Annotated in this window: 23 protein-coding genes; 14 read left to right on the top strand and 9 right to left on the bottom strand. The window is 73.9% G+C overall.

Translation table 11 applies throughout. From position 1 onward, the window contains the following. Positions 1–14 precede the first annotated feature (14 nt). Both OG556_RS31935 and OG556_RS31940 read right to left on the bottom strand, forming a co-directional pair. Complete coding sequence (locus OG556_RS31935; protein ID WP_371522272.1) at positions 15–671, bottom strand: hypothetical protein; 657 nt, start codon at positions 669–671, stop codon at positions 15–17. Between the two features lie 95 nt (positions 672–766). After that, the gene (locus OG556_RS31940; protein ID WP_371522274.1) at positions 767–1,441 is read right to left on the bottom strand and encodes an RNA polymerase sigma factor; all 675 of its coding nucleotides are present in this window, start codon (positions 1,439–1,441) and stop codon (positions 767–769) included. 225 nt (positions 1,442–1,666) lie between these two features. Between OG556_RS31940 and OG556_RS31945 the strand changes: the two genes are divergently transcribed. The 4 genes from OG556_RS31945 to OG556_RS31960 all read left to right on the top strand — a co-directional run bounded on the left by OG556_RS31945 (position 1,667) and on the right by OG556_RS31960 (position 5,137). Then, the gene (locus OG556_RS31945; RefSeq protein WP_371522276.1) at positions 1,667–2,470 is read left to right on the top strand and encodes an SAM-dependent methyltransferase; all 804 of its coding nucleotides are present in this window, start codon (positions 1,667–1,669) and stop codon (positions 2,468–2,470) included. A gap of 118 nt (positions 2,471–2,588) precedes the next feature. Beyond that, entirely contained in the window at positions 2,589–3,515 is a 927-nt protein-coding gene (locus OG556_RS31950) for a hypothetical protein (protein ID WP_371522278.1), read from the top strand. A 78-nt stretch (positions 3,516–3,593) separates the two neighbouring features. Next, on the top strand, positions 3,594–4,382 hold the full coding sequence (locus OG556_RS31955; protein ID WP_371522280.1) for an SDR family NAD(P)-dependent oxidoreductase: 789 nt from the start codon (positions 3,594–3,596) through the stop codon (positions 4,380–4,382). A gap of 5 nt (positions 4,383–4,387) precedes the next feature. Further along, positions 4,388–5,137, top strand: a complete 750-nt coding sequence (locus tag OG556_RS31960; RefSeq protein WP_371522282.1) for a polysaccharide deacetylase family protein — start codon at positions 4,388–4,390, stop codon at positions 5,135–5,137. 75 nt (positions 5,138–5,212) lie between these two features. On the opposite strand, the gene OG556_RS31965 is transcribed toward OG556_RS31960, so the two are convergent. The 3 genes from OG556_RS31965 to OG556_RS31975 form a co-directional block, all read right to left on the bottom strand. Next, positions 5,213–6,292 carry a hypothetical protein gene (locus OG556_RS31965; RefSeq protein ID WP_371522283.1) on the bottom strand — a complete coding sequence of 360 codons (1,080 nt, stop codon included), beginning with the start codon at positions 6,290–6,292 and terminating at the stop codon, positions 5,213–5,215. 12 nt (positions 6,293–6,304) lie between these two features. Beyond that, on the bottom strand, positions 6,305–7,249 hold the full coding sequence (locus OG556_RS31970) for an NAD-dependent epimerase/dehydratase family protein (protein WP_371522285.1): 945 nt from the start codon (positions 7,247–7,249) through the stop codon (positions 6,305–6,307). A gap of 123 nt (positions 7,250–7,372) precedes the next feature. Next, positions 7,373–8,497: a DegT/DnrJ/EryC1/StrS family aminotransferase gene (locus tag OG556_RS31975; RefSeq protein WP_371522287.1), complete on the bottom strand. Its 1,125-nt coding sequence runs from the start codon at positions 8,495–8,497 to the stop codon at positions 7,373–7,375. 425 nt (positions 8,498–8,922) lie between these two features. On the opposite strand from OG556_RS31975, the gene OG556_RS31980 reads away from it, so the two are divergent. From OG556_RS31980 to OG556_RS31995, 4 genes are all read left to right on the top strand, one after another. Next, a complete protein-coding gene (locus OG556_RS31980; protein ID WP_371522289.1) occupies positions 8,923–11,112 on the top strand; it encodes an MMPL family transporter in 2,190 nt (729 codons plus the stop codon). Positions 11,113–11,333: 221 nt separating this feature from the next. Beyond that, the gene (locus OG556_RS31985; RefSeq protein ID WP_371522291.1) at positions 11,334–12,641 is read left to right on the top strand and encodes a sensor histidine kinase; all 1,308 of its coding nucleotides are present in this window, start codon (positions 11,334–11,336) and stop codon (positions 12,639–12,641) included. Then, positions 12,638–13,312, top strand: coding sequence for a response regulator (locus OG556_RS31990; protein ID WP_371522292.1), 675 nt, complete (start codon positions 12,638–12,640; stop codon positions 13,310–13,312). The genes OG556_RS31985 and OG556_RS31990 overlap by 4 nt, the downstream gene beginning before the upstream one ends. Positions 13,313–13,516: 204 nt before the next feature. Then, complete coding sequence (locus OG556_RS31995; RefSeq protein WP_371522294.1) at positions 13,517–14,167, top strand: hypothetical protein; 651 nt, start codon at positions 13,517–13,519, stop codon at positions 14,165–14,167. Between the two features lie 132 nt (positions 14,168–14,299). Here OG556_RS31995 and OG556_RS32000 read toward each other — a convergent pair whose 3' ends face one another. Both OG556_RS32000 and OG556_RS32005 read right to left on the bottom strand, forming a co-directional pair. Next, the gene (locus tag OG556_RS32000) at positions 14,300–15,025 is read right to left on the bottom strand and encodes a DUF4097 domain-containing protein (RefSeq protein ID WP_371522296.1); all 726 of its coding nucleotides are present in this window, start codon (positions 15,023–15,025) and stop codon (positions 14,300–14,302) included. 231 nt (positions 15,026–15,256) lie between these two features. Next, positions 15,257–16,087, bottom strand: coding sequence for an SAM-dependent methyltransferase (locus OG556_RS32005; protein ID WP_371522298.1), 831 nt, complete (start codon positions 16,085–16,087; stop codon positions 15,257–15,259). A gap of 245 nt (positions 16,088–16,332) precedes the next feature. Between OG556_RS32005 and OG556_RS32010 the strand changes: the two genes are divergently transcribed. From OG556_RS32010 to OG556_RS32035, 6 genes are all read left to right on the top strand, one after another. Then, positions 16,333–16,680: a PRC-barrel domain-containing protein gene (locus OG556_RS32010; protein WP_371522300.1), complete on the top strand. Its 348-nt coding sequence runs from the start codon at positions 16,333–16,335 to the stop codon at positions 16,678–16,680. A gap of 131 nt (positions 16,681–16,811) precedes the next feature. Further along, on the top strand, positions 16,812–17,078 hold the full coding sequence (locus tag OG556_RS32015) for a metal-sensitive transcriptional regulator (protein ID WP_363582589.1): 267 nt from the start codon (positions 16,812–16,814) through the stop codon (positions 17,076–17,078). Between the two features lie 331 nt (positions 17,079–17,409). Further along, complete coding sequence (locus OG556_RS32020) at positions 17,410–18,843, top strand: endonuclease/exonuclease/phosphatase family protein (protein WP_371522302.1); 1,434 nt, start codon at positions 17,410–17,412, stop codon at positions 18,841–18,843. Positions 18,844–18,857: 14 nt separating this feature from the next. Further along, a complete protein-coding gene (locus OG556_RS32025) occupies positions 18,858–20,849 on the top strand; it encodes a phosphocholine-specific phospholipase C (protein WP_371522304.1) in 1,992 nt (663 codons plus the stop codon). A gap of 97 nt (positions 20,850–20,946) precedes the next feature. After that, positions 20,947–21,420, top strand: coding sequence for a VOC family protein (locus OG556_RS32030; protein ID WP_371522306.1), 474 nt, complete (start codon positions 20,947–20,949; stop codon positions 21,418–21,420). Positions 21,421–21,424: 4 nt separating this feature from the next. Next, complete coding sequence (locus OG556_RS32035) at positions 21,425–21,874, top strand: SRPBCC family protein (protein ID WP_371522308.1); 450 nt, start codon at positions 21,425–21,427, stop codon at positions 21,872–21,874. A gap of 49 nt (positions 21,875–21,923) precedes the next feature. Here OG556_RS32035 and OG556_RS32040 read toward each other — a convergent pair whose 3' ends face one another. Together OG556_RS32040 and OG556_RS32045 are read right to left on the bottom strand one after the other, a co-directional pair. Further along, a complete protein-coding gene (locus OG556_RS32040; protein ID WP_363374742.1) occupies positions 21,924–23,159 on the bottom strand; it encodes an aromatic acid exporter family protein in 1,236 nt (411 codons plus the stop codon). Positions 23,160–23,267: 108 nt separating this feature from the next. After that, positions 23,268–24,008 (bottom strand): polyprenol monophosphomannose synthase, encoded by a 741-nt coding sequence (locus OG556_RS32045; RefSeq protein ID WP_371522310.1) that lies wholly within the window; start codon positions 24,006–24,008, stop codon positions 23,268–23,270. Positions 24,009–24,101: the final 93 nt, after the last annotated feature.

Consider the following 24,101-nt stretch of genomic DNA (forward strand, 5'->3'; position numbering starts at 1 on the left):
AGGCGCGGGCGGACTCACTCCAACGGGTCCTCGCCGTCCCACCGGACGTCCCAGGAACACGCCGAGGTCGCCCCCGAGGTGAGCCCCCACGGGCTCGGCACCTCCTCCTCGTCCTCGTCGCCCTGCAACGGCAGCCGGTCGATCACCGCGACCAGCCGCGGCGGCAGTTGCGGCGCCAGGCCGTGGTGGACCCGGGACAGGATGTCGCGCCGCACGTCGTCCGGCAGCAGCGGCCTGGTCATCCGCAACGGCATCGGCCCGGAGGGGCGTCCGGTCGCCGCCAGCTGGTCCGACCAGGCCCGCCAGTAGTCGGCGTCGTCGTTCTCGCCGAGCTTCAGATGGTGCAGGTGCAGGCAGTACGCCGCCGTGCCGCAGCCCGATCCGGCGGCGAAGCGCCACCAGAACTCGGCGCCCTCCTCCCGACCGGTCGCGTACAGCAGCGCGGCGAACACCTCCGCGCCCTCGGGCTGGATCCGGCGGGCGTTCACCAGGAGGTCGAGCCCCCGGGAGGCGTCCGGCGCGCCCAGCACCAGGGCCACCACCAGGCCCAGTTCGAAGGCGGCCTGCTCGAACTCCGACGGCAGGTGTGTCGGCGCGGCCGTGAGCCGGGCCTGGCGCAGTGCTGCGATGCGCTCGGCGTGCGCGCGCTCGGGCCGGGGCACGTGGACCACCGCACGCCCCCCGCCGCTCGTGCCCGCCTCGCCGCTCGTACCCGTCCCGTCGCTCGTGCCCGCCCCGTCGGGCGGGTCCGCCTCCGGCCCGGGTGTCACAGCTGACCCGCGTGGTCCGGCAGTTCACCCGCCCGGTCGGCCGGTTCGCCCGAGCGGTCGGGCAGTTCGCCCACGCCGAGCCGGCGCGCCAGCCGCTCCCGAGCGTGCCGCAGGTTGGAGTGCACCGTCGCCACCGGCCGGCCCAGGTAGGCCGCGATCACCTTGACGTGCAGGCCCAGCAGGTACCGCAGGATGATCACATCCCGTTGCCGGTCCGGGAGTTCGAGGATCGCCGCGTACAGCCGCACCTCGTCCGCCTCGCTGTGCAGCAGCCCGTTCGCGACCTGCTTGAACGCGCCGATCACCGCGGCGAAGGTGACGGCCTCCACCGCCACCGGTTCCTCGGCGGACATCCAGTCCGAGACGTGCCGGTTCGCCAACCGCCAGGCGTACGCGGCCGGCTCCTCGAACCGCAGCACCTGGGGCCAGCAGCGGGCCAGGTCCGCCTTCACGGCCTCGACCACCAGCGCGGCGTCCGCCTGGCCGCCTATCCTGGTCAACGCGAGAGCGTGCCAGGCGGGTTCATGGGTCTCGCAGAACGACGCGTAGGTGAGGTCCAGCCGCAGGCCGAGGTCGCCACCGGCCTCCCGGTCCGACTCCGCGCCGTCGGCGCGCTCCAGCGTCGGCCCTCCCCGGTACCCGCGCACGGGGGCGCTCCTGTCGATCGTCATCGAGCCTGCTTTCCGTGGCCGCCGGCAGTTCGCCGGGCCACCTGAGGTTCGGGCTGTCTGCGCCCATCCTCAGTCCATCCGGCTCGTCACTCCAGGCCGCATCCCGAATACAGATCGTCATCCCATGGGATCGGCCGACTGGTTGGAGCGCGGCGGGTCCGCGCTCGGCCTCCGGATACGGTGGGCACCAATCGACAGGTGTCCGCGACGCCAAGGGGGAACGCGATGAGCCTCTACGACGGAGTCGACCTGCGGCTCAACATGCCGCACTCGGCCCGGATGTACGACTACTACCTGGGCGGTTTCACCAACTTCGCCGCCGACCGCGAGGCCGCCGGGCACGCCCTCGCGGTCGCACCCTGGCTGCGCGTCGCCGCCCGCGCCAACCGGTCCTTCGTCCACCGCTCCACCCGCGCCCTCGCCCGGGCCGGCATCGACCAGTTCCTCGACATCGGCACCGGCATCCCCACCCCGCCCAACCTCCACGAGGTCGCCCAGAGCGTCGACCCGTGCGCCCGCGTCGTCTACGCCGACAACGACCCGATCGTGCTCTCGCACGCCCAGGCCCTGCTCACCGGCACCCCCGAAGGCCGCACCGCCTACGTCGAGGCCGACGTCACCGACCCCGCCCGCCTCCTCGCCTCGCCCGGCCTGCGCGACACCATCGACCTCACCCGGCCCGTCGCGCTCTCCCTCAACGCCCTCCTGCACTTCGTCCCCGACACCCGCGGCGCCCACGAGCTCGTCGAGCACCTCAAAGCGGCCCTCGCCCCCGGCAGCGCCCTGGTGATGACCCACGTCACCCCCGACTTCGCCCCGGCCGAGATCGCCGGCCTGGTCCGGATCTACGAATCCGCCGGCACCGCCGCCCAGGCCCGCACGCTCCCCGAGTTCACCCGCTTCTTCGACGGCTGGAGCCTCATCGCGCCCGGCACCGTCCCCACCCCCCACTGGCGGCCCACCCCCGCGGACCCGCCGGCCACCGCCCCCGAGGCCGCCGCCTACGCCGCCGTGGCGCTCAAGCCCTGACCCCGCCCGCCCTGACCCGTCCGCCCGATCGCCACCCAGCGCCCTCCACCCGTGCGGCCCCGCCGTCCCCGGGACAGACTGGTGGTGGATCGACGCCGCCCGTGAGGCTGGGAGAGGCATGCTGCTGGGACTCACCACCGCCCTGGTCGCGACCGTGTGCTTCGGGTTCGGGGCGGTGTTCCAGGCGCGCGGGGCGCGGTCGGCGCCGCAGGCGGACCGGGTGCGGGCGGGGCTGCTGGCCGCACTGGCGCGGTCGTGGGAGTTCCTGCTCGGCACCGTACTGGACATCGTCGGTTTCGCACTGAGCATCGTGGCGCTGCGCAGCCTGCCCCTGTTCCTGGTGCAGGCCGTCACCAACGCGAGCCTGGCCGTGACGGCGCTCGCCGCCGTCCGGCTGCTCGGGGCACGGCTGCGCCGGGGGGACGTGACGGGGATCGTCGCCGTGGTGGTCGGCCTGACGCTGCTGGCGCTGGGGTCGGGCCGGGAGGGCCGGGAGCACGCCCCGCCGCTGTTCCACTGGGCGCTGCTCGCGACGACCGCCGTGATGCTGCTGCTGACCCTCGTCCTGGTGCGCCGGGCCGGCACCGTGGCGGCGGCCGGGCTGGGGCTGCTGGCGGGGGTGGGGTTCGGCGTGACGAGCCTGGCCGTGCGGGTGATGGACGCGTCGAGCCTGGTCACCGTCCTCACCGACCCGGCGGCGTACGCGCTCGCGGTGGGCGGCCTCGGCGGCTACCTGGCGTACGCGCTGGCGCTTCAGCGCGGCACGGTCACGGCCGCGACCGCCGCCGGGACGGTCGCCGAGACCTTCGGCCCGGCGCTGGTGGGCGTGGCGGCGCTGGGCGACGCGGCGCGTCCGGGGTTCGAGTGGTGCGCGCTGGCGGGCTTCGCGGTGGCGGTGGGCGGCACCTTCCTGCTGTCCAGGTTCGGGGAGTTGGAGGGGCAGTCCGCGGAGGTGGCCGGTGCGCGGCCGGGCTCGGTGGACCGGGCCTCTGAACCGGGCCCGGACCCGGAGGCGGACGCGGAGCCGGTCGTCCCGCCCCGGTAGCCCGGGTGGCGCCGCCGTGCGAAGGTGACTTGCCGGACAAATCGGACGGTGACAGGCCCACGGAGCGGCAGGTGCGCGATGGCGGACGAAGCCCAGCCGGGCCCCCGACGGCCGGGGCCCGCCGACCCTCCGGTCGTGCTCGTCACCGGCGCGTCCTCCGGCATCGGCCTGGCCACGGCCGTCCGCCTGGCCGACGCCGGCTGGCGGACCCTGCTGTCCGGTACCGACGGCGCCCGCCTGGACGAGGTCGCCGCCCGGACCGGCGGCCGCGTCCTGCCCGAGGACCTGAGCAAACCGGACGGCCCGAGCCGGCTCGCCGAGGCGGCCCTCGCGGAGGCCGGCCGGGTGGACGCGCTGGTCGCCAGCGCGGGCCTGGGGTGGCGCGGCCCGTTCGTGGACACCCCCTCGGACGTCCTGGACCGGATGATCGAGGTCAACTTCGCCGCCCCGCTGCGGCTGGTCCGCCTGCTCCTGCCGGGCATGCTGGAGCGCCGCCGGGGCCGGATCGTGCTGCTCGGCTCGATGGCCGGCCAGGTCGGCGTGCGCGACGAGTCGGGGTACGCGGCGACCAAGGGCGGGCTGGCGATGTTCGCGGAGAGCCTCTGGTACGAGCTGCGCGGCACCGGGGTGGGGGTACGCCTGGTGCTGCCGGGCCCGGTGGACACCCCGTTCTTCGACCGGCGCGGCACGCCCTACCAGCGGGAGCGGCCACGGCCCGTCACGGCGGAGCGGGTCGCCGACACCGTGGTCGCGACCATCACCACCGGGCGCGACCGGCTCTTCGTGCCGCACTGGCTCGGCTTCCCGGCCCGGATCCACGGCGTGGCGCCGGGCGTCTTCCGGCGCATGGCGTCCCGCTTCGGGTGAGCCCGGTGAACACCGCGACCCGGGTGCTCGCGACGGCGACCGTGACCGCGACCGCGGCGGAGCTCGCGCACCTGGCCCCGGCGGCGGTGCGCCTCCCGGCGCTGCGCCGCACGCTGGCCCGCCGAACCGCCGGCCACGGCGCGGACCCGCACCACGTCGCCCTGACCTTCGACGACGGCCCCGACCCGCGCGGCACCCCGGAGATCCTGGACGCGCTGGACGCCCTGGGCGGTGTCCGGGCGACCTTCTTCCTGCTGGGCTCGATGCTGGAGCGCGCCCCCGCCCTCGGCCGGGAGCTGGTGCTGCGCGGCCACGAGGTGGCCGTCCACGGCTGGTACCACCGGCCGCAGTGGTACCCGGCTCCGGCCCGTGACCTGCGCGAACTGCGCCGCGCGACCGAGGCGGTGACGGCGCTGTGCGGGGTGCGCCCGCACTGGTACCGCCCGCCGTACGGGGTGCTGACGGCCGGCCCCGCCCTGGCCGCCCGGCGGCTGGGCCTGCGCAGTGTCCTGTGGACGGCCTGGGGCCGGGACTGGACGGCGGAGGCGACCGGCGCCTCCGTCTACGCGACCGCCCGCCCCGGCCTCACCGGCGGCGCGACCCTCCTCCTGCACGACTCCGACTGCACCTCCGCCCCCGACTCCTGGCGGGCCACCCTCGCCGCCCTTCCGCTGATCGCCGCCCACTGCCGCGCCCACTCCCTCACCCTCGGCCCGCTCCGCGACCACGCCGTCCCGGGGGCCGCCCGCGGCTGACGGCACCGCGCCCGCCCCCGCCCCCGAGCGCCGGGCGGACGACGAAGCCCCGCCCCTCGGCGACGCCGGACCCGCCTACGCCAGACCCACCTGCGCCAGGGCCTCGGTGAACCCGGTGCGCCAGGGCTCCGGGGTGGCGCCGGGGGAGGGGGCGGGCGCCGGGCGGGTGAGGGCGGCGAGGGCGTTGCGGACCACTTCGGCGGGGTGGGCGGAGGCGACGTCGGCGTGGCCGAGTTCCAGCTCGTGCTGGAGGTTGTCGCGGCCGTGGCCCTGGACGACGTCGAGCAGCAGCAGCCGCCGCCCGAGGGCGCGGGCCTCGCTGCAGGTGTCGCCGGAGCTGGTGACGACGAGGTCGGCGGCGGCCATCAGGGCGGGGATCCGGTCGGTGTAGCCGAAGGGGTGCAGGCGCGACTCCTTGCGGGCGGCGGCCCGCAGCCGCCGTTCCAGTTCCCGGTTGCGCCCGGCGACGGCGAGCACGTGCGGACCGGCGGCGGCGAGCGAGGCGGCGGTGCGGGCGAGCGGTCCGAGCCCCCAGGCGCCGGACATCAGCAGCACGCACCGCCCGCCCGCGGGGACGCCCAGTTCGGCGCGCGCCTCGGCCCGGCCGGGCGGCCGGTAGAACGGTTCCCGCAGCGGAGCGGGCAGGACGGTGACGGCGGCGTCCGGCCGGTAGCGGCGCACGGCGCAGGCGGCGACCTCGGAGGTGACCAGGAAGAGGTCGGTGCCCTCCTGCACCCAGAGCCGGTGCGGCGTCACGTCGGTGCAGAACACGAAGTGCCGGAAGTCCCGTTGCGGCAGCCGGTTGACGGCCGAGGTGGCGGTGGCGAACACGGAGACCACCAGCTGCGGCCGCTGCGCCGCGACCAGTCGGCGCAGCGCCGGGACGAGCCGGCTGCGGGCGGCCGCGTCGGCGAGCAGCGCGAGCCGGGCGCCGGGCCGCAACGCCGAGAAGTGGAAGGCGTCGTACACGCCGGGCAGGTCGAGCAGCCGCCGGAAGACGGCCTCCCCGGCGGCGCCGGAGCGCTGCCCGAGCAGGGCCATCGCGTCGACCGTGTGGGTGGTCCAGCCGCGGGCCCGCAGGGTGTCGGCGCAGGCCTGGGCCATCACGTCGTGGCCCTGGCCGAGGGAGCCGGAGACGAGCAGGGCGTGCGGCATCGGGCGGCCCGCTCAGGAGGCGGCGGAGGCGGCTGTGGCGGCCCGGTACCAGTCGGCGTAACTCCGCACGCCGTCCGCGAAGTTGGTGTGCGGGGACCAGCCGAGCAGGCGCTTGGCCTGGGCGCAGGAGATCCGCCGCCCGGTGTAGTCGGCCTTGCGGCCGTCGATGTGCTCGATCGAGACCGGCCCCAGCAGGTCGTCGACGGTGTCGGCGATGTCGCGCACCGACACGGCGGTGGAGCCCTCCAGGGCGAAGGTCTGGTCCTCGGCGGCGGGGGACAGGGCCCGGACGTGGGCGTCGGCGAGGTCCTCGACGTAGACGAAGTTGCGGCTCTGCCGCCCGTCGCCGGCGATGGTGATCGGCCGCCCGGCCAGCGCGGCCTGGACGAACCGGGCGACGACCAGCTCGTCGCGCATCCGGGGCCCGTACGGGATGCCGTAGCGCAGGATGGTGAAGTGCTGCCCGTACAGCTCGCGGTAGCTGTGCACCAGCATCTCGGCGGCGAGCTTGGTGGCCACGTAGAGGTGGCCGCTGTGTTCCAGCTCGATCGGCACGTGCTCGTCCAACTCCTGCTCTCCACCGTCGAGTTGATCGTCGGTGAGGGCGGCGCCGTAGACCCAGACGGTGCTCGCCAGCACGGTGCGGCTCAGCCCGCTGCGCCGGGCGGCCTCCAGGACGGCCTCGGTGCCGTCGATGTTGGTCCGCACGGCCCGCACCGGGTCGGCGGAGACCTGCTCGACGTCGGCCATCGCGGCGAGGTGGTACACCACTTCACTGCCGGCCAGCGCGGAGGTGAGGGCCGCGAGGTCGAGGATGTCGAGCCGGGCGTGTTCGGCGTCGGGGTTGAGGTACTTGTCGGTCGTGTCCACCGCGAGGACGTCGTGGCCGGCCGCGATCAGGTGGTCCACGACGTGTGACCCGATGAATCCGCATCCCCCGGTGACGGCTATCCGCACGATCTCTCTCCTTGTCGGGCTCCGTGTCGAGCGCCTTCGCGCACTCCGTCTCTCGCAATCCGTTTCTCGCGCTCCGTGCCGAGCACCTCGGCGTGCCCGCCTGGCCGGGTCGACCCGCCCCGGCTATCCGGCGAGTCTGCGGTGCACCGCCGAGACGGCCTCGATGACCTGCTCCGTCTCGTCCCCGGTCATGTCGGAGTGCACCGGCAGGCACACCTGCCGCGCGCAGACGTCCTCGGCGACCGGCAGCGGCCCGCGCCGGTACGGGGCGAGGACGGGCTGCAGGTGCAGCGGCAGGTCGTACACCTCGCCGGACAGCCGCACGCCGTACTCCTCGGCGACCGCCCGCTTGAACGCGGCGCGCTCCACCCCGGGCGGCAGCAGCGCCACGTACTTGTAGTAGTTGCCGCGGCAGCCGGACGGTTCGAGCACCGGCTCCAGGCCGTCGAGCCCGGCCAGCGCCTCGTCGTAGCGGCGGGCGACGGCCCGGCGGGTCTCGATGAACTCCTTGAGCCGGCGCAGGTGCACGGCGCCGACGGCCGCGCTGAGCTCGCTCATCCGCCAGGCGTGGCCGAGCCGGACGTGGTGGTTGGTGGTGAAGGAGCCCTTGCCCTGGTCGCGGTAGGTGCGGGCCTCGTCGCGCAGTTCGGGCGACTCGGTGAGGATCAGTCCGCCCTCGCCGCTGGTGGTGACCTTGGTCGGGTAGAACGAGAAGGCCCCGGCCAGGCCGAACGTCCCGGCGCAGCGCCCGTCGAGGCTGCTGCCGTGGGCGTGTGCGGCGTCCTCGACCAGCGGGACGCCGTGCCGGTCGCAGAGCGCGCGCAGCTCCTGGACCCGCGGGGTGATCAGTCCGCCGATGTGGACGAGTACGACGGCTGCGGTATCCGGGGTGAGGGCCGCCTCCAGCGTCTCGGGGGAGAGTGCCAGGGTGGCCGGGTCGACGTCGGCGATCACCGGGCGCCCGCCGGCGTGCAGGACGGCGCCGGCGGTCGCGTAGAAGGTGACGGCCGGTACGACGACGTCGCGGCCCCGGACGTCGACCGTGCGCAGGATCACCTCCAGCGCCGCGGTGCCGCTGCTCACCGCGACGGCGTGCGAGGCGCCGTGCTCGGCGGCGAAGGCCTGCTCCAGGCGTTCGGTCCACGGGCCCAGGGTGAGGGCGCCGGTGGTGAGCATCTCCATCACCGCCTCGGCGACGGCCGCGCGGTCGGATTCGTCGAACACGATGCGGGCGGCTGGAACGCCCATGGGCACCTCCGGCGGCGGGCTGGGGTCAGCACCGATCGGGTCAGATGGGGCCGAACCGTACGAAAAGTGTCGGGCCCGGCACATCACGCTACTTCGCCCGCCGGGCCGCGGCCCGTCGTCGCCCCCCGCCCGGGTGACGGCGCCCGGCCCCGTCGCCGCCCTGCCACTGCCCCGGCACCGCCCCGCCGCCGCTCCGTCGCCACCGCCGGGAGTGCGCCCGATGGCTCCCACCACCGCTGATGCGCTTCCGCCGTCCGGGGAGGGGCCGTACTGCGTCCGCAGTACGCAAACGGCCTGCGCAGGGACGACGACGGAGGAGGGGCCGGCGATCAAGGATGGGTCATGCTGCGGGCGGTCCGCGTCGAAAGGCGCCGGGGCGGCCGCGGTGCGCACTCTGACCGAGATCCGAAGGAGTCCACTCTTCCGTGGCCACGTTCCTGTACCGCCTGGGCCGCTGGGCCTTCGTCCGACGCCGGCTGGTGACCCTGCTCTGGGTCGCCGTGCTGGCGGTCTGCGGAGTCCTCGCGGCCAAGGCGCCCGCCGCACCCGACGACGGCTTCGCGATGCCCGGCACGGAGGCGCAGAAGGCCTTCGACCTGATGAACGAGCGCTTCCCCGGCGGCCACGCCGACGGCGCCTCGGCCCGCCTGGTGTTCGTCGCCCCGTCCGGGCAGAAGATCACCGCCGAGCCCAACCAGCAGGCGGTGGAGCGGACGGTCGCCGAGCTCGCCCACGCCGACGAGGTCACCGGCGCGGTCAGCCCGTTCAAGGCCAACACCGTCTCCAAGGACGGCACCACCGCGTACGCGACCGTCAGCTACTCCGTGAAGGCGGGCGAGCTGTCCAAGGGCGCCACCGACGCCCTCGAACAGGCCGCCCAGCACGGGCGGGACGCCGGGCTCAAGGTCGAGGTCGGCGGCAACGCGCTGATGGCCAAGCCCGAGGCCGGCGGCAGCAGCGAGATGATCGGCATGGCGCTGTCCGCGGTCGTCCTGGTGATCACCTTCGGCTCGCTCGTCGCCGCGGGCCTGCCGCTGCTCACCGCCGTGATCGGGGTCGGCCTCGGCATGGCCCTGATCACCGGGCTCGGCAGCACGCTCGGCCTGTCCTCCACCACCAGCACGCTCGCGATGATGCTGGGCCTCGCGGTCGGCATCGACTACGCGGTGTTCATCGTCTCCCGCTTCCGGGCCGAGCTCGCCGAGGGCCGCACCCCGCAGGAGGCGGCCGGCCGGGCCGTCGGCACCGCCGGCTCCGCCGTGGTGTTCGCCGGGCTCACCGTGGTGATCGCCCTGGCCGGGCTCTCGGTGGTGGGCATCCCGATGCTCGCCAAGATGGGCATGGCCGCGGCCGGCACGGTGGTCATCGCCGTCCTGGTCGCGCTCACCCTGGTCCCCGCGCTGCTCGGCTTCATCGGCCGCCGGGTGCTGCCCCGCAAGGCCCGCAAGGGCGCCGTCGAGCCGAAGAAGGAGAACGGCGGCTCCCGCTGGGCCAAGTTCGTGCTGCGCCGCCCGCTGGCGGTGCTGCTCGGCGGCGTGATCGGCCTCGGGGTGCTCGCCGCCCCGGCGCTCGACCTGCGGCTCGGCCTGCCCGGGGACGAGTCCAAGCCGACCTCCACCACCCAGCGCCGTGCCTACGACCTGCTGTCCGAGGGCTTCGGCCCCGGCTTCAACGGGCCGCTGACCGTCATGGTCGACGTCAAGGGCACGCCCGACCCGAAGGCCGCCGCGGGCGAGGTCGCCAAGACGGTCTCCGCGCTGCCCGGCGTGGTCTCCGTGACCCCGCCGATGTTCAACAAGGCGGGGGACACCGCCCTGCTGAACGCCGTCCCGTCCACCGGTCCGAGCGCCGCGGAGACCAAGGACCTGGTCCAGACGATCCGCGGCCACGCCGCCGGCCTCAAGACGGCCACCGGGGCGACGATCCTGGTCAGCGGCACGACGGCGATGAACATCGATGTCTCGCAGAAGCTCACCGACGCGCTGGTGCCCTACCTCGCGGTGGTCGTCGGCCTCGCCGTCGTCCTGCTGCTGGTGGTGTTCCGCTCGGTGCTCGTCCCGCTGAAGGCGGCGCTCGGCTTCCTGCTCTCGGTGGCCGCCGCGCTCGGCGCGGTCGTCGCGGTCTTCCAGTGGGGCTGGCTGGCCAACCTCATCGGCGTCGAACAGACCGGTCCGGTGATGAGCATGATGCCGATCTTCATGGTCGGCGTGGTCTTCGGCCTCGCCATGGACTACGAGGTGTTCCTGGTCACCCGGATCCGGGAGGGCTTCGTCCACGGCGAGCAGCCCGACGAGGCCATCGTCACCGGCTTCCGGCACAACGCCCGGGTGGTCACCGCCGCCGCGTTCATCATGATCGCCGTCTTCGCGGGCTTCATCGGCATGGGCGAACCGATGATCAAGATGATGGGTCTGGGCCTCGCCGCGGCCGTCGCCTTCGACGCCTTCGTGGTCCGGATGACCATCGTCCCGGCCGTCCTGGCCCTGCTCGGCCGCCACGCCTGGTGGCTGCCGCGCTGGCTGGACCGGCTGATGCCGGACATCGACGTCGAGGGCAGCAAACTGCAGACCGCCGCCCCCGAACCGGCCCCGGTCCGGGAGTCCGTCGGCGTCTAGGCCCGACCCCCGCGTCCGGGCCGGGGCCCGTCCCGATCCACGGGACGGGCCCCGGCCCGGACAATGGTTCGATCCCTACCGTTACCGTTGCTGTCGGGGTCCGCCACGCACACGGCGGCCCCCGACCCGGCCCACCCCGCCCGGCAGGGCGAGGTTCGGCACGAACTGGCAGAACCCGGCGAGGGTGCCGCCAGGGCACCCCCGACCCGGAGAGCACCACGATGAGCGACACCTGGCAGCGGCTGCGCCGCGACCACCCCCGGCTGCTCGACGCCGTCGGCGGCGTCGTGCTGATCGCGATGACCGGCATCGGCGTCACCGTCGACCAGACCGGCCACGTCATCTCCTTCAGGCCGCTCAGCGCCGCCATCGCGCTGGCCTCCGCCGTCACCGTGTTCGCCCACCGCCGGTACCCGCGGGCAGTGGTCGTCATCACGCTGATCTGCACGATGGCCCTCATCCTCACCACCCCCCGCCTCACCCCCGGGCTGGCCACCCCGCTGCTGCTCGCCCTCTACTTCCTCGCCGTCCGCACCGACCGCGCCACCGCCCTGCGCGCCTCGATCGCCTCCGCCGTCCTGCTCACCGGCACCTCGCTGATCGGCGACGGCGGCGGCCCGATCGGCCAACGGCTCGGCGTCCTCGCCTGGGCCCTGCTGCCCGGCGCCCTCGGCGACTCCATCCGCAACCGCCGCGCCCACCTCGCCGCCATCGAGGAACGCGCCGAACGCGCCGAACGCACCCGCGAGGAGGAGGCCCGCCGCCGGGTCGCCGACGAGCGGATCCGGATCGCCCGCGACCTGCACGACGTCGTCGCCCACCACATCGCCCTCGCCAACGCCCAGGCCGGCATCGCCGTCTACCTCATGGACCGCCACCCCACCCAGGCCCGCGAGGTGCTCAGCCACATCACCGACGCCACCGGCTCCGCGCTCCAGGAGCTGCGCGCCACCGTCGGCCTGCTGCGCCGCGCCGAGGAGCCCGCGCCGCTCGAACCGGCCCCCGGCCTCGACCGGCTCCCCGAGCTGATCAACGCCTTCGAGCGCACCGGCCTGCCGGTGCGGCTCACCGTCGAGGGCGAGGCCCGCGCGCTCTCGCCCGGCGTGGACCTCACCGCCTACCGGATCGTCCAGGAGTCCCTGACCAACGTCGCCAAGCACGCCCGGGGCGCCGGCGCCGAGATCACCCTCGCCTACAGCGGCAGCCGGGTCGCCGTCAGCGTCGCCAACGGCCGCCCGCCGACCAGCGCCCGCCCCCGCCAGGCCCTGCTGCCCCACCCGGCCCCCGGCGAGGGCGGCTTCGGACTGATCGGCATGCGCGAACGGGCCGGCGCGGTCGGCGGCCGCCTCACCGCCGACAGCCGGCCCGACGGCGGCTTCCTGGTGACCGCCGAACTTCCGCTGCGCACCGGCGCCCGGGACGACGGCGCCGTTCGCGGCGGCTGTGTCAGTCGCGGTGGCAGCACCGCCCGGGAAGACCGTGCCGGCCGGGAAGACCGTGCCGTTCGAGTAGACAAGGACCACGCATGACCATCCGGGTACTGCTCGCGGACGACCAGGCGCTGCTGCGCGGTGCGTTCCGGGTGCTGATCGACGCCGAGGACGACATGGAGGTGGTCGGCGAGGCCGCCGACGGCCACCAGGCCGTCGAACTCGCCCGCGCCACCCGCCCCGACATCGTCCTGATGGACATCCGCATGCCCGGCGCCGACGGCCTCGGTGCGACGGCCGCCATCTGCGGCGACGAGGAACTGGCCGGCACCCGGGTGCTGATCCTCACCACCTTCGAGATCGACGAGTACGTGGCCCAGGCGCTGCGGGCCGGCGCCGGCGGCTTCCTCGGCAAGGGCGCGGACCCGGCGGAACTGCTCGCGGCCGTCCGCACCGTCGCCGCCGGGGACGCCCTGCTCTCGCCCGCCGCCACCCGGGCCGTCATCGACCAGCTCCTCGCCCAGCCCGATCCGGCGGCCGGCGGCACCGCCGAGCGGCTGTCCGTGCTCACCGCGCGCGAGCGCGAGGTGATGTCGATGGCCGCCACCGGCCTCACCAACGAGGAGATCGCCGAGCGGATGTTCGTCAGCCCGTTCACCGTCCGCACCCACGTCCACCGCGCGATGGCCAAGCTGGACGCCCGGGACCGGGCCCAACTCGTCGCGATCGCCTACCAGTCCGGGCTGGTCCCGCCGGGCCGTCCGGCCTGACCGGCGAAGGCCCGCCCGCCGGCGCGTCCGCCGGCCTGTCCGCCGGCCTGTCCAACTCGCCTGGTTCGTGGTGATAGCAGGACTGATCGACCGTCAGACTCCGGCCATATGTCGGTGATCTGAATTCCAGCCTGCCCGAAAACGACCTCCGAACTGGTGTATCAGCGAGTAGTCTGCCGATGACTCAGGATGAGGAGGGTGTTCGTGGAAACCAAGGACACGGCAGGCGAGGTGCGGATTCTCCAGCCGTTGCCCGGGCGCACGGCGGACGGATCGCAGGAGTTCGACCTGCGGTTGACGCGTTTGCTCCGCCTGCTCGGGGCCGAGGCCGCACACGGGGCGGACTTCCCGAGCGCGGCCCGGTGGGAGGTCCACAAGGCGCTTTCCGGGCGTACCGACCTGCCCGAGGAGTACTTCGAGGCACTGCTGGAGGCGGCGGTCTACGACCCCAACCCGAGCTTCAACCGGCGCTTCGTCGAGCCGGCCCTGCTGGCTTTCGGCCAGCGCAGGGTGCGGCTGACGCTGCTCGGTTACCTGCACACCGGCACCGACGCCGAGCGCGCCGGCGCCGCCCGGGCCTGGTACTGGACGTCCCTGTCGGTCGGGGACGGCCGCAGTACGGCCGTCGCCGACGAGGGGTCGACCGTGCGGGACGCCTGGTACGAGGCCGCGCTGCGGGAGTTCGTCGCCAACGAGGACCTGGACGTGCGGCGCTGCATCCTCCCCGGGCTGCCCCTGGTGCCGCGTGCCTACCCGTCGCGGCTGCACGCCCTGGTGGAGGCCGCGGTGGCCATCGCGAGGGCGCACCCCGACGAGTACATCCGGCACCGCGCCGAGGTCCAGGTCGGTCTCTGACCGACTCTGCCCCTGCCCCCGGCCCCGCCCTGCCCTGGCCCCGCTACGCCCCCCGGCGGGGCCGGGCGGCCGCGCCCCGGTCCGAACCCGGCCGTCACGGCGCCCCGTTGGCGGCCCCGCCGACCGGGTCGGTCAGCCCGTCTTGACGGTGATCTCGCCGATGTTCGTCCCGAGGTCCAGCTTGTACTGGCCGTTCGGGTCGCTCTGGACGCCGATGTGCTTCTCGCCCAGGTCGGTCGAGGCGGTGACGTGGTAGGAGGCGGTCGGCACGGTCACGTTGATCTCGCCGTTGGAGGTCTTCGCCGTGATGTTCTGGGCCTTGCCGGGGGTGAGCTTGATCCCGCCGTTGTCGGTCTTGGCGCTGACCCGGTCGCCCTTGAGCGAGGTGCCCTTGATCTCGCCGTTGTCGGTGCGCACGTCGACCGGCCCGGCCACGTCGTCGAGCGTGATGTCGCCGGAGCTGGTGTGCACCGAGACGTCGCCGACCTGGGTGAGCTTGATCCCGCCCGCCGACGTCCCCCCGGTGATCGGCAGCCCCGGCGGCAGCTCGACGGTGTAGTCCACCGAGCAGTTGCGTCCGCAGCCGCCGAGCACCAGCACGCCACCGTCCACCCGGGTGCTCGCGCCCGGCTTGTCGCTCCGGTAGGTGATGTTGCGGTGGACGGAGGCCTGGGTGGCGCCGGCCTTGCCGCGCACGGTCACCTCTCCGGCGTCGCTGTCCAGCCGGATGCCGGTGATCTTGTCCGTGACGGTGGCGTCGTCGGTGAAGTTGGTCCCGATCGGGTTGCAGGCGCTGAGCACCCCGGCGGAGAGCCCGGCGACCACGAGAGCTCCCGCGAAACGGTGGTACCTGCCCATGTTCGTCCCCCATGTGTCCTGCGCTGCTTGTTGCGCGATAGCCCCTGGTGACCGCCCCCGTCCGGAGCCGTCCCGACGACAATAACCGCACGTGGCGGCCCTGGTCGGTGGTATTAACCCCCCTAAAGCGACTCCAGCCAGCCCCCCGGCGCCGCTGCACCCACCCCCACCTGGGCTCACCGGAGCCCCGGAGGAATCAATAGACCGGTCGGTATATTTCCCCAGGGGCCGTCAGGGCTTGCGACCCACCGCGCCGTAGATGCTGACGCGGTCGGCGCCGGGGGCGGGGGCGGTGTCGGGGCGCCAGAGGGGGACGGTGGTGATGCCGGGGTCGAGGAGGTCGAGGCCGTCGAAGAAGGCGCGGACCTCGTCCCGGGTGCGGCCGACGAGGGGGGCGGTGGCCTTGTCGTAGATGCCGGTGACGCGGTCGCGGACCTCGGCGGGGATGAAGTCGGCAGTGCCGTGCGAGAGGACGAGGTGGCTGCCGGAGGGGAGCGCCTCCATCAGCGTGCCGACCGCCTGGTAGGGCTTGTCCTCGTCGCGCAGGAAGTGCAGGACGGCGGCCAGGACGAGGCCGACCGGTCGGGAGAGGTCGAGCAGCCCCGCGGCCTCGACGGCGGCGAGTACGGCGGACGGCTCGCGCAGGTCGGCCTGGAGGACGGCGGTCCGCCCCGGGCCCGTGCCGGCCATCAGGGCGCGGGCGTGGCTGAGCACGATCGGGTCGTTGTCGACGTAGACGACCTGCGCCCCGGGATCGGCGGCCTGGGCGATCTCGTGGGTGTTGCCGACGGTGGGGATGCCGGTGCCGACGTCGAGGAACTGGTCGATGCCGAGGTCGGCCACGCAGCGCACCGCGCGGGTGAGGAAGCCCCGGTTGGCCCGCGCGGTGGGGCGGAACTCCGGATTGGCGGCGAGCGCCTTCTCGGCGGCGGCCCGGTCGGCGGGGAAGTTGTCCTTCCCGCCGAGGTAGTAGTCGTACATCCGGGCCGGGTGCGGGATGTCGGGCCGCAGGTCGGCCGGGGTTCCGGCCTCGCCGGACTCCCACAGGTCGTCGTGTCCCACGGTCGCTGCCTCCGTCTGTTGACGATCGGATGATCTGCTTCCAACTTCCCCGGCGGACAGCCTAAAGCCCAGGTCACGGCCCTGGTGGCGGTTGGTCAGGTCACCCCTGTATGTCCGTTTTCGTTCGTCCATCGCGCGCCCCCGGTCGTCCCGGCGGAGGATGGGAGGTCCCGGCGGCGAACCGTTGCCGGGCGACGGAAGCGGAAAGACCGGGGAACAGGAGGTCCGGCGCTGTGGTGATCGCTATGGCAGACATCCGCGAATGGCGCGGCCACGCCGTGGTCGACGAGAAGAGCCACCGCATCGGCTCGCTGGAGTCCGTCTACGTGGAGACGGCCACCGACCAGCCGTTCTTCGCCACCGTCACGGTCGGCCTGGTGACCAAGCGCCGCCTGGTGTTCGTCCCGCTCGACGGGGCGGTCGTCGGTCCGGACTACGTCCAGGTGGCGTTCCCGAAGAACCAGGTCAAGCAGGCGCCGTCGATCGGCACCGACGACGTCCTGCCCGCCGAGGAGGAACCGGCCGTGTTCGCGCACTACGGGCTCCCGTACGAGACCGGCGCCGGTGGCGAGCGCCGCCTCGCCCGCCGCTGAGCAAAGCCGCTGAACACCGTCGCTGAACCGCCGAACACCCCAGTGCCCCCGCCCGCATCGCCCCGCCCTGCAATGGATACCCCACCGGGTACAGTTGTCAGTCGACAGTCGATGCGAAAGGCGGCCCGGACATGCAGGTGGACGAGGAGTCGGTCGGCGCGGTCCTGAACCGGCTGCGCCGTGCCCAGGGCCAGTTGGCCGGGGTGATCGCGATGATCGAGGCGGGCCGTGACTGCAAGGACGTGGTCACCCAGCTCGCGGCGGTCTCGCGCGCCCTGGACCGGGCCGGGTTCAAGATCGTGGCCAGCGGCATGCGCCAGTGCATGGCCGCCTCCGACGAGGACACCCCGCCGATGAGCGAGGCCGAGCTGGAGAAGCTGTTCCTCGCCCTGGCATAGGCCGAGAAGCCGCGAAGCGCAGAAGCCGAGAGGCGCAGCAGCACAGGAGGGCCGCGACGGATCCCGTCGCGGCCCTCCCGGCGCTTCCGGCCCCCGGCTCCCCGACGTCTCCGCCGAGAATCCCCGCCGCCCACCACGGAGTTCCCGAACCGCCCGATGGGCCGTCACACGCCGTTCACGTCCCGGTCGCTGACTTTCGGATGAATGAGGGCCGCCCACAGTTGTACAGCCAACTGCCGGGCCCTCCCTTCCCCAGCCTCCGTGACCAGCCGCGCGCGGGCCCGGCGCCGACCCCCGGCGGACCGGGCCCCGGGCGGCGGACAGGACAACCGTGGCCGCAGGCAGCGCCCTGACCCTCACCTCCTCCGCCAACCCCACCGAAGGCGACCGGCTCACCTTCCACTGGACGACCGACGCCCCCGACGCCAAGAACTGGGTCGGCGTGTACGACGGCGGCCGCCAGCCCGGCAACGGCGGCTCCCTCCTCTGGAAGTACGTCCCGGGCACCTCCGGCGACCTCCAGCTCGACACCTCCGCGCTGACCGGCGGCCCCTACACCGCCTACCTGCTCGCCAAGGACGGCTACGGCATCCTCGCCCAGACGGCCCCGTTCAGCTTCCGCGCCAAGCCGGCCGTCGTCCGCCCGCACAGCGCCGTGGACGCCCTCACCACCGCGCCCGTCGCCCCCGGCGCGGCGGTCTCCGTCAAGCTCGGCGGCCTCTGGTCCCGCCCGGTCGGCAACCCGGCGGGGACCGCCGCCTTCCGCAAGGTCAGCGGGCCGTCCTGGCTGAACGTCACCGCCGACGGCGCGCTCACCGGCACCGCACCCGCGGCGGGCAAGAGCCCCGAGCTGGCCGTCGTCGGCGTCAAGGACAGCGCGGGTGCCGTCGACACCGTCACCGTCCTCATCCCCGTGGTCGACCCCGCCGCGCCGCCGCGGCTCAAGGCCGCCAGCTGGAACCTGTACGACGCCGGCGCCGGGTACACCGACGCCCTGGAGAAGCAGCTGCGGGTCGTCCTGACCCAGGGCCTGGACGTCCTCGCCCTCCAGGAGACCGCCGGTGAGCGGGCGAAGACCCTGGCCGACGCGCTCGGCTGGTACGCCTACCAGAGCCCCGGCAGCGTCGGCATCCTGAGCCGCTACCCGCTCGCCGACGTCACCGCGCCGACCGCCGACCTGCCCGCCGCCGCGGCCACCCTGCAGCTCCCGGGCGGTCGGGCCGTCCGCTTCTGGGCCGCGCACCTCGACGAGGCCGGCTACGGCCCGTACGCGCTCCAGGACGGTCGGACGGCCGCCCAGACGGAGGCCGCCGAGACCGCCTCGCTCCGCCTGAAGCAGGCCAGGGCCCTGGCCGCAGCGGTGCGCGCGGACATCGCCCGGCGCACCCCGGTGGTGCTCGCCGGCGCCCTCTCCTCGCCGTCCCACCTGGACTGGACGGCCGCCACCGCCGCCGCGCACGGTGGCGTCGGGGTGCTCAACTGGCCCGTCAGCGTGGCCCTTCAGGGCGCGGGGCTGACCGACACCTTCCGCGAGGAGCACCGCGACCCGGTCAAGTTCCCGGGCGCGACCTGGTCGCCCACCCGCAAGCAGCGCGGCGCCAAGCCCGAGCCGCAGGACCGCATCGACTACGTCCAGTACGCCGGCCCGCTGAAGCTGGTCGAGGCGCACACCCTGGTCGCCGACTGGCCGCAGCCCGAGCCGAACACCGCCGCCAACGAGTGGCCTTCCGACACCGCCGCCGCCGTCGCCACTTTCCAGCTCTGAGAGGCCAGTTCGTGATGTCCGAGCTCTCCCGCCGCACCTTCGTCGGCGCCACCGCGGCCGTCGGCGCCACCGCCCTGACCGGACTGGGCGCCGCCTCCGCCGAGGCAGCCCCCGCCGCCGCTCCTGCCGCCTCCGGCCGGTTGGCGGGCACCATCAAGGACGTCAAGCACGTCGTCGTGCTGATGCAGGAGAACCGCAGCTTCGACCACTACTTCGGCACGCTCAGTGGCGTCCGCGGCTTCGGCGACAAGCAGGCGCTCCAATTCCCGGACGGCGCCGACGTGTTCCGCCAGCCGGACAGCCGCCGCAGCGACGGCGGCGCCATGCTGCCGTACCGGATGGACACCTCGAAGTACAACGCGCAGAACGCCGGCGGCCTGCCCCACGACTGGGCGACCGGCCACCAGGCGATCAACAACGGCGCGATGAACAAGTGGATCGCCGCCAAGGGCGAGCGCACCATGGGCTACTTCACCCGGGACGACATCCCCTACCAGTACGCCCTGGCCGACGCGTTCACCCTCTGCGACGCCTACTTCACCTCCCTCGCCGGCCCGACCGACCCCAACCGGCTCTACCTCTGGACGGGCACCTCCGGCCCCGGCCGCGACGGCACCACCGGGCCCTGGATCGACAACACCCCGGTCACCGACAACCCCGTCGCCGACTGGACCACCTACGCCGAGCGCCTGGAGCAGGCCGGCGTCAGCTGGCGGGTCTACCACAACCCCAGCAAGGACGACCGCACCGGCGACTACGACGACAATGCCCTCTCCTACTTCAAGCAGTTCCACAACTTCCCGCCCACCGACCCGCGTTACATCAACGCGATGACCAAGTTCGACCCGGCCGCCTTCGACCGCCACTGCAAGGACGGCACCCTGCCGACCATCTCCTGGCTGGTCGCCCCCTACCTCTTCTCCGAGCACCCGGAGGCCGGTCCGGCGTACGGGGCGCACTGGGTCAACCAGGCCCTCCAGTCGCTGATGTCCAACCCGGAGGTGTGGCAGCACACCGTCTTCCTGGTCATGTACGACGAGAACGACGGCTACTTCGACCACATGGTCCCGCCCACCCCCGAGCCCGGCACCCCCGAGGAGTTCACCCAGGGCCGTGCCATCGGCCTGGGCAACCGCGTCCCGCTGTGGGTCGTCTCGCCCTGGTCGCGCGGCGGTTGGGTCAACTCCCAGGTCTTCGACCACACTTCCGTGCTGCGCTTCATGGAGCTGGTCACGGGCGTCGCCGAGCCGAACATCTCGGCCTGGCGCCGGTCCGTCTGCGGTGACCTCACCAGCTGCTTCGACTTCGCCGCGCCGAACCCGTCCGTCCCGTCGCTGCCCGACACCACGGCCCTGATGGCCAGGGCCGACGCGGGCACCAAGCTGCCCGGCGTCGCCCTCCCGGCGGTCGGAGCCCAGTCGATGCCCGTGCAGGAGCGCGGCGAGCGCCCGCACCGCCCGCTGCCCTACCAGCCGTGGGCCGACGTGGAGGTGGACCGCAGGACCGGCAAGGTCACCTGCACGATGAGCAACGACGGTTCGGTGGCCTTCCCGTACACCGTCTACCCGAACATCGCGCTGCCCTTCGCGGGCACCCCGTACACCGTCGCCCCCGGCGCCACCGCCCGGTACGTCTGGGACGCCGCCGCCACCAACGGCCGCTACGACTTCACCGTCCACGGCCCGGACGGCTTCGTCCGCCGCTTCGCCGGCACCGTGGTCCGGGACGGGCAGGACGGCCAGAACGACATCGGCGTGCCGATCGTCACCGCCGACCTGCACGGCAGCGTGCGGCTCACCTTGCAGGTGGCCAACGACGGCATGACCGACGTCTCCTTCACCGCCGCGCCCAACGACTTCGCCGGCACCGCGCAGACCGTCCGGGTCAAGCCCGGGCAGCAGGCGAACCTGTCCTGGCCGCTGGACAAGCAGGGCCGCTACGACGTCGTCGTCACCGCCCACACCGGCCTGCGCTTCGTGCAGCGCTACGCGGGCTGGGTGCACTGACCCGGTAGCGGGCGGGCCGCGGGCCGGGGGCGCCGAACCGGTGACCCCCGGCCGTGGCTCGGCCGTCCGGGCGGGGCCCGGGGCTACCGTCGGGCGCATGCAGAAGATCACCACCTTCCTCTGGTTCGACGACCAGGCCGAAGCGGCCGCCACCTTCTACACCTCGCTCTTCCCCAACTCCCGCATCACGCAGGTCACCCGCTACCCCGAGACCGGCCCCGGCGGAGCCGGATCGGTCATGACCGTCGCCTTCGAACTCGCCGGGCGGGAGTACACGGCCCTCAACGGCGGCCCAGAGTTCCACTTCACCGAGGCCATGTCGCTGCAGGTGGAATGCGACGGCCAGCAGGAGGTCGACGAGCTCTGGGCCGAGCTCACCGCCGACGGCGGCCAGGCGGGCCCGTGCGGCTGGCTCAAGGACCGCTTCGGCCTCTCCTGGCAGATCACCCCGCGCGTCCTGCTCGACCTGATCGCCGACGAGGACCGGGCCAAGGCCGGCCGGGTGATGGCGACGATGATGCGGATGCAGAAGATCGAGGTCCAGCCGCTGCTCGACGCGGCCAGGGGCTGACGCGATGGCCGCGCCCGCCCTCCGCAGCACCCTCTACCTGCGCGCCACCCCCGAGCGGGTCTGGCACGCCCTCACCAACGCCGACGAGTCCGGCCTCTACTGGGGCCACCGCAACGTCTCCACCTGGCTGCCCGGCGCGCCCTGGGAGCACCAGCGCGCCGACGGCTCCGGGACGGCCGACGTGGTCGGCGTCGTCGAGGCCGCCGACCGCCCGCACCGGCTGGTCATCACCTGGGCGGCGCCCGGGGAGCGGCGCCCGGGCGGCCCCTCCGAGGTCACCTTCGAGCTCCGGGGCTGGCACGACCTCACCCGGCTCACCGTCACCCACGACCGGCTGGCCGACGAGACCGAGCGGGCGGACGCCGAGCGCGGCTGGTCGGCGGTGCTGTCCAACCTGAAGACCTACCTGGAGACCGGCCACCCGCTCCCGCAGGAACCCTGGTCGATGCCCTGAGCCCCCACGCCCCCCCAGGCCCCCCGACCCCTCGGAGTCCGACGCAGGGTCAGCGCCCGGCCCGCACCGCCGGGCGCGCCCGCTCGCCCCGGACGAAGCGTCGCAGCCCGGCGAACCGCGAGAACCGCTCCCGGCTCGCCACCGAGGCCCGGTCCAGCTCCTCCATCAGCCGCCGGCTGCGGTGCTCCAGGTCCAGTTCGTCGAGGATCCGGTCCACCTCGGCCAGTATCGAACCGTGCAACTGCCACGCCTCCGGGTGCTCCCGCACCTTCTGCAGCAGCACCTGGGCGACGTTCTCCCGGCAGGTCCAGGCCGCGGCCAGCTCGGCGGTCAGCCGCCGCTCCGCCTCCTCGGCGCTACGGCTCACCTGGGTGGTGACCAGCACCGCGAAGCTGACCATGGCCCCGCCGACGTGCGCCAGCAGCTCCTCCAGGCCCACCGCGACGTCCGGCGGGAACAGCCGCTCGCCGGGCGCGCGCCGCTTGGCCAGGTCGGTCAGCGAGCGCGCCAGCACCCGGATCACCACCACGCAGATCTCCAGGGTGTCCAGCCCGGTGCGCAGCACCAGCCGGGACAGCAGCCCGTCGTTGATCCGCGGATTGAGCCGCAGGCTGTCCTCGGCCTGGCGCAGTGCCACGTCCACGTCGGCGATGGCGTGGTCGAGCCGGCGGGCCTCGTGCAGCTGCTCGGCGGCCCGGGCGACCGGGGTCGGACGACCCAGCTGCTCGGCGATGTCCAGCAGCAGCTGGCGGGCCCGCCGGGCGAGGTCCTCGATCGACTCCCCGGCGGTGTCCACCCAGACCGGCGGGGCGAACAGCAGGTTGAACAGCAGGCCGACGGCGGCGCCGATCAGCGTCTCCAGCACCCGGTCCCAGGCCTGCGAGGCGAGCCCGCTGACGCCGAGGATCAGCATGGCGCTGATCGCGACCTCCTGGACGAACTCCTCGACCCGGACGAACCGGCCGACGACCAGCGAGGCCAGGATGATCAGCCCGAGGCTCCACCAGGAGAGCCCCACCACGGCGCTGAAGCCGGTCGCGATCAGCACGCCGACCACCACCGAGTTGACCCGGCGGATGCTGGTCTTGAGCGTCGAGTAGACGGTGACCTGCACCACCAGCAGCGCGGTGAGCGGGGCCGTCAGCGGGGCCGGCTCGCTGCTGAGCCGGGTGGCCACCGCGAAGGCGAGGGTGGCGGCCACGGTGGCCCGCACGGTCTGGACGACGAAGGGTTCTCGGGCACCGCGGCGGATCAGGGCCGTGAGGGACTCCGGGAGAAGGGCCATGTCGCCCTTCTTTCCCCCCGGCCGCCCTTCACACCGCCGAGTCGCCCGACCGGCACCCGTATGCTCTGGCCCGGGCCCTGACCCGGGCGAGGGTCACGGTCCTACGGCCTACCGCGGGTCCTGACGGTTCAGCCGCAGCTTCCAGGGCGCCAGCGCCGACTCGACCTGCACCCCGATGCTCATCTTCGACGCGCCCTCGATCCGCTCCTCGAAGCGGATCGGCACCTCGCGGATCGTCAGGCCGCGCTGGACGACCCGGTAGTTCATCTCGACCTGGAACGAGTACCCGCTGCTCTGCACGGTCGGCAGGTCGATCGCCCGCAGGGTGCTCGCCCGCCAGGCCTTGAAACCGGCGGTGGCGTCCCGGACGCCCAGGCCGAGGATGGTGTTGACGTAGAGGTTGGCCCAGGCGGAGAGGGCCTTGCGGTGCCAGGGCCACTCCGCGGCGGTCGAACCGCCGGGCACGTAGCGGGAGCCGAGCACCACGGCGGTGTCGTCGGCCAGCAGGGCCTCGACCATCGCGGGTATCGCCGAGGCGGGGTGCGAGAGGTCGGCGTCCATCTGGACCACGACGTCGGCGTCCTCGTCCAGGGCCCGGGCCATGCCGGCCAGGTAGGCGCGGCCGAGGCCGTCCTTCTCGGTGCGGTGCAGCACGCCGACGGTGCCGCCGGACCCGGCGGCGAGCTTGTCCGCGATCTCGCCGGTGCCGTCCGGCGAGTTGTCGTCGACCACCAGCAGGTGCAGGCCCGGTACCGGGAGGTCCGCGAGAAGACCCGCGAGGACCGGAAGGTTCTCCCGCTCGTTGTACGTGGGGACGACGACAACGACCTTCGGGGAGGCCTCGACCATGTTCTGTTTCCCTCGTGCCCTTTCCGGCCGGCACCCGTGCCACGCCGGACGGTTGTCCTTGACGACCTGCGGTGGATGAGACCGTGTGAGTGT

It is taken from the genome of Kitasatospora sp. NBC_01300 (assembly GCF_041435235.1).
Taxonomy (GTDB): Bacteria; Actinomycetota; Actinomycetes; order Streptomycetales; family Streptomycetaceae; genus Kitasatospora.

Coding starts and splice junctions, on each gene's coding strand:
- OG556_RS32000 (WP_371522296.1), bottom strand. CDS start 15,025: ATGGGCAGGTACCACCGTTTCGCGGGAGCTCTCGTGGTCGCCGGGCTC.
- OG556_RS32035 (WP_371522308.1), top strand. CDS start 21,425: ATGGCCGCGCCCGCCCTCCGCAGCACCCTCTACCTGCGCGCCACCCCC.
- OG556_RS31950 (WP_371522278.1), top strand. CDS start 2,589: ATGCTGCTGGGACTCACCACCGCCCTGGTCGCGACCGTGTGCTTCGGG.
- OG556_RS32025 (WP_371522304.1), top strand. CDS start 18,858: ATGTCCGAGCTCTCCCGCCGCACCTTCGTCGGCGCCACCGCGGCCGTC.
- OG556_RS32030 (WP_371522306.1), top strand. CDS start 20,947: ATGCAGAAGATCACCACCTTCCTCTGGTTCGACGACCAGGCCGAAGCG.
- OG556_RS31990 (WP_371522292.1), top strand. CDS start 12,638: ATGACCATCCGGGTACTGCTCGCGGACGACCAGGCGCTGCTGCGCGGT.
- OG556_RS32015 (WP_363582589.1), top strand. CDS start 16,812: ATGCAGGTGGACGAGGAGTCGGTCGGCGCGGTCCTGAACCGGCTGCGC.
- OG556_RS31985 (WP_371522291.1), top strand. CDS start 11,334: ATGAGCGACACCTGGCAGCGGCTGCGCCGCGACCACCCCCGGCTGCTC.
- OG556_RS31955 (WP_371522280.1), top strand. CDS start 3,594: ATGGCGGACGAAGCCCAGCCGGGCCCCCGACGGCCGGGGCCCGCCGAC.
- OG556_RS32040 (WP_363374742.1), bottom strand. CDS start 23,159: ATGGCCCTTCTCCCGGAGTCCCTCACGGCCCTGATCCGCCGCGGTGCC.
- OG556_RS31965 (WP_371522283.1), bottom strand. CDS start 6,292: ATGCCGCACGCCCTGCTCGTCTCCGGCTCCCTCGGCCAGGGCCACGAC.
- OG556_RS32010 (WP_371522300.1), top strand. CDS start 16,333: ATGGCAGACATCCGCGAATGGCGCGGCCACGCCGTGGTCGACGAGAAG.
- OG556_RS32045 (WP_371522310.1), bottom strand. CDS start 24,008: ATGGTCGAGGCCTCCCCGAAGGTCGTTGTCGTCGTCCCCACGTACAAC.
- OG556_RS31975 (WP_371522287.1), bottom strand. CDS start 8,497: ATGGGCGTTCCAGCCGCCCGCATCGTGTTCGACGAATCCGACCGCGCG.
- OG556_RS31945 (WP_371522276.1), top strand. CDS start 1,667: ATGAGCCTCTACGACGGAGTCGACCTGCGGCTCAACATGCCGCACTCG.
- OG556_RS31940 (WP_371522274.1), bottom strand. CDS start 1,441: ATGACGATCGACAGGAGCGCCCCCGTGCGCGGGTACCGGGGAGGGCCG.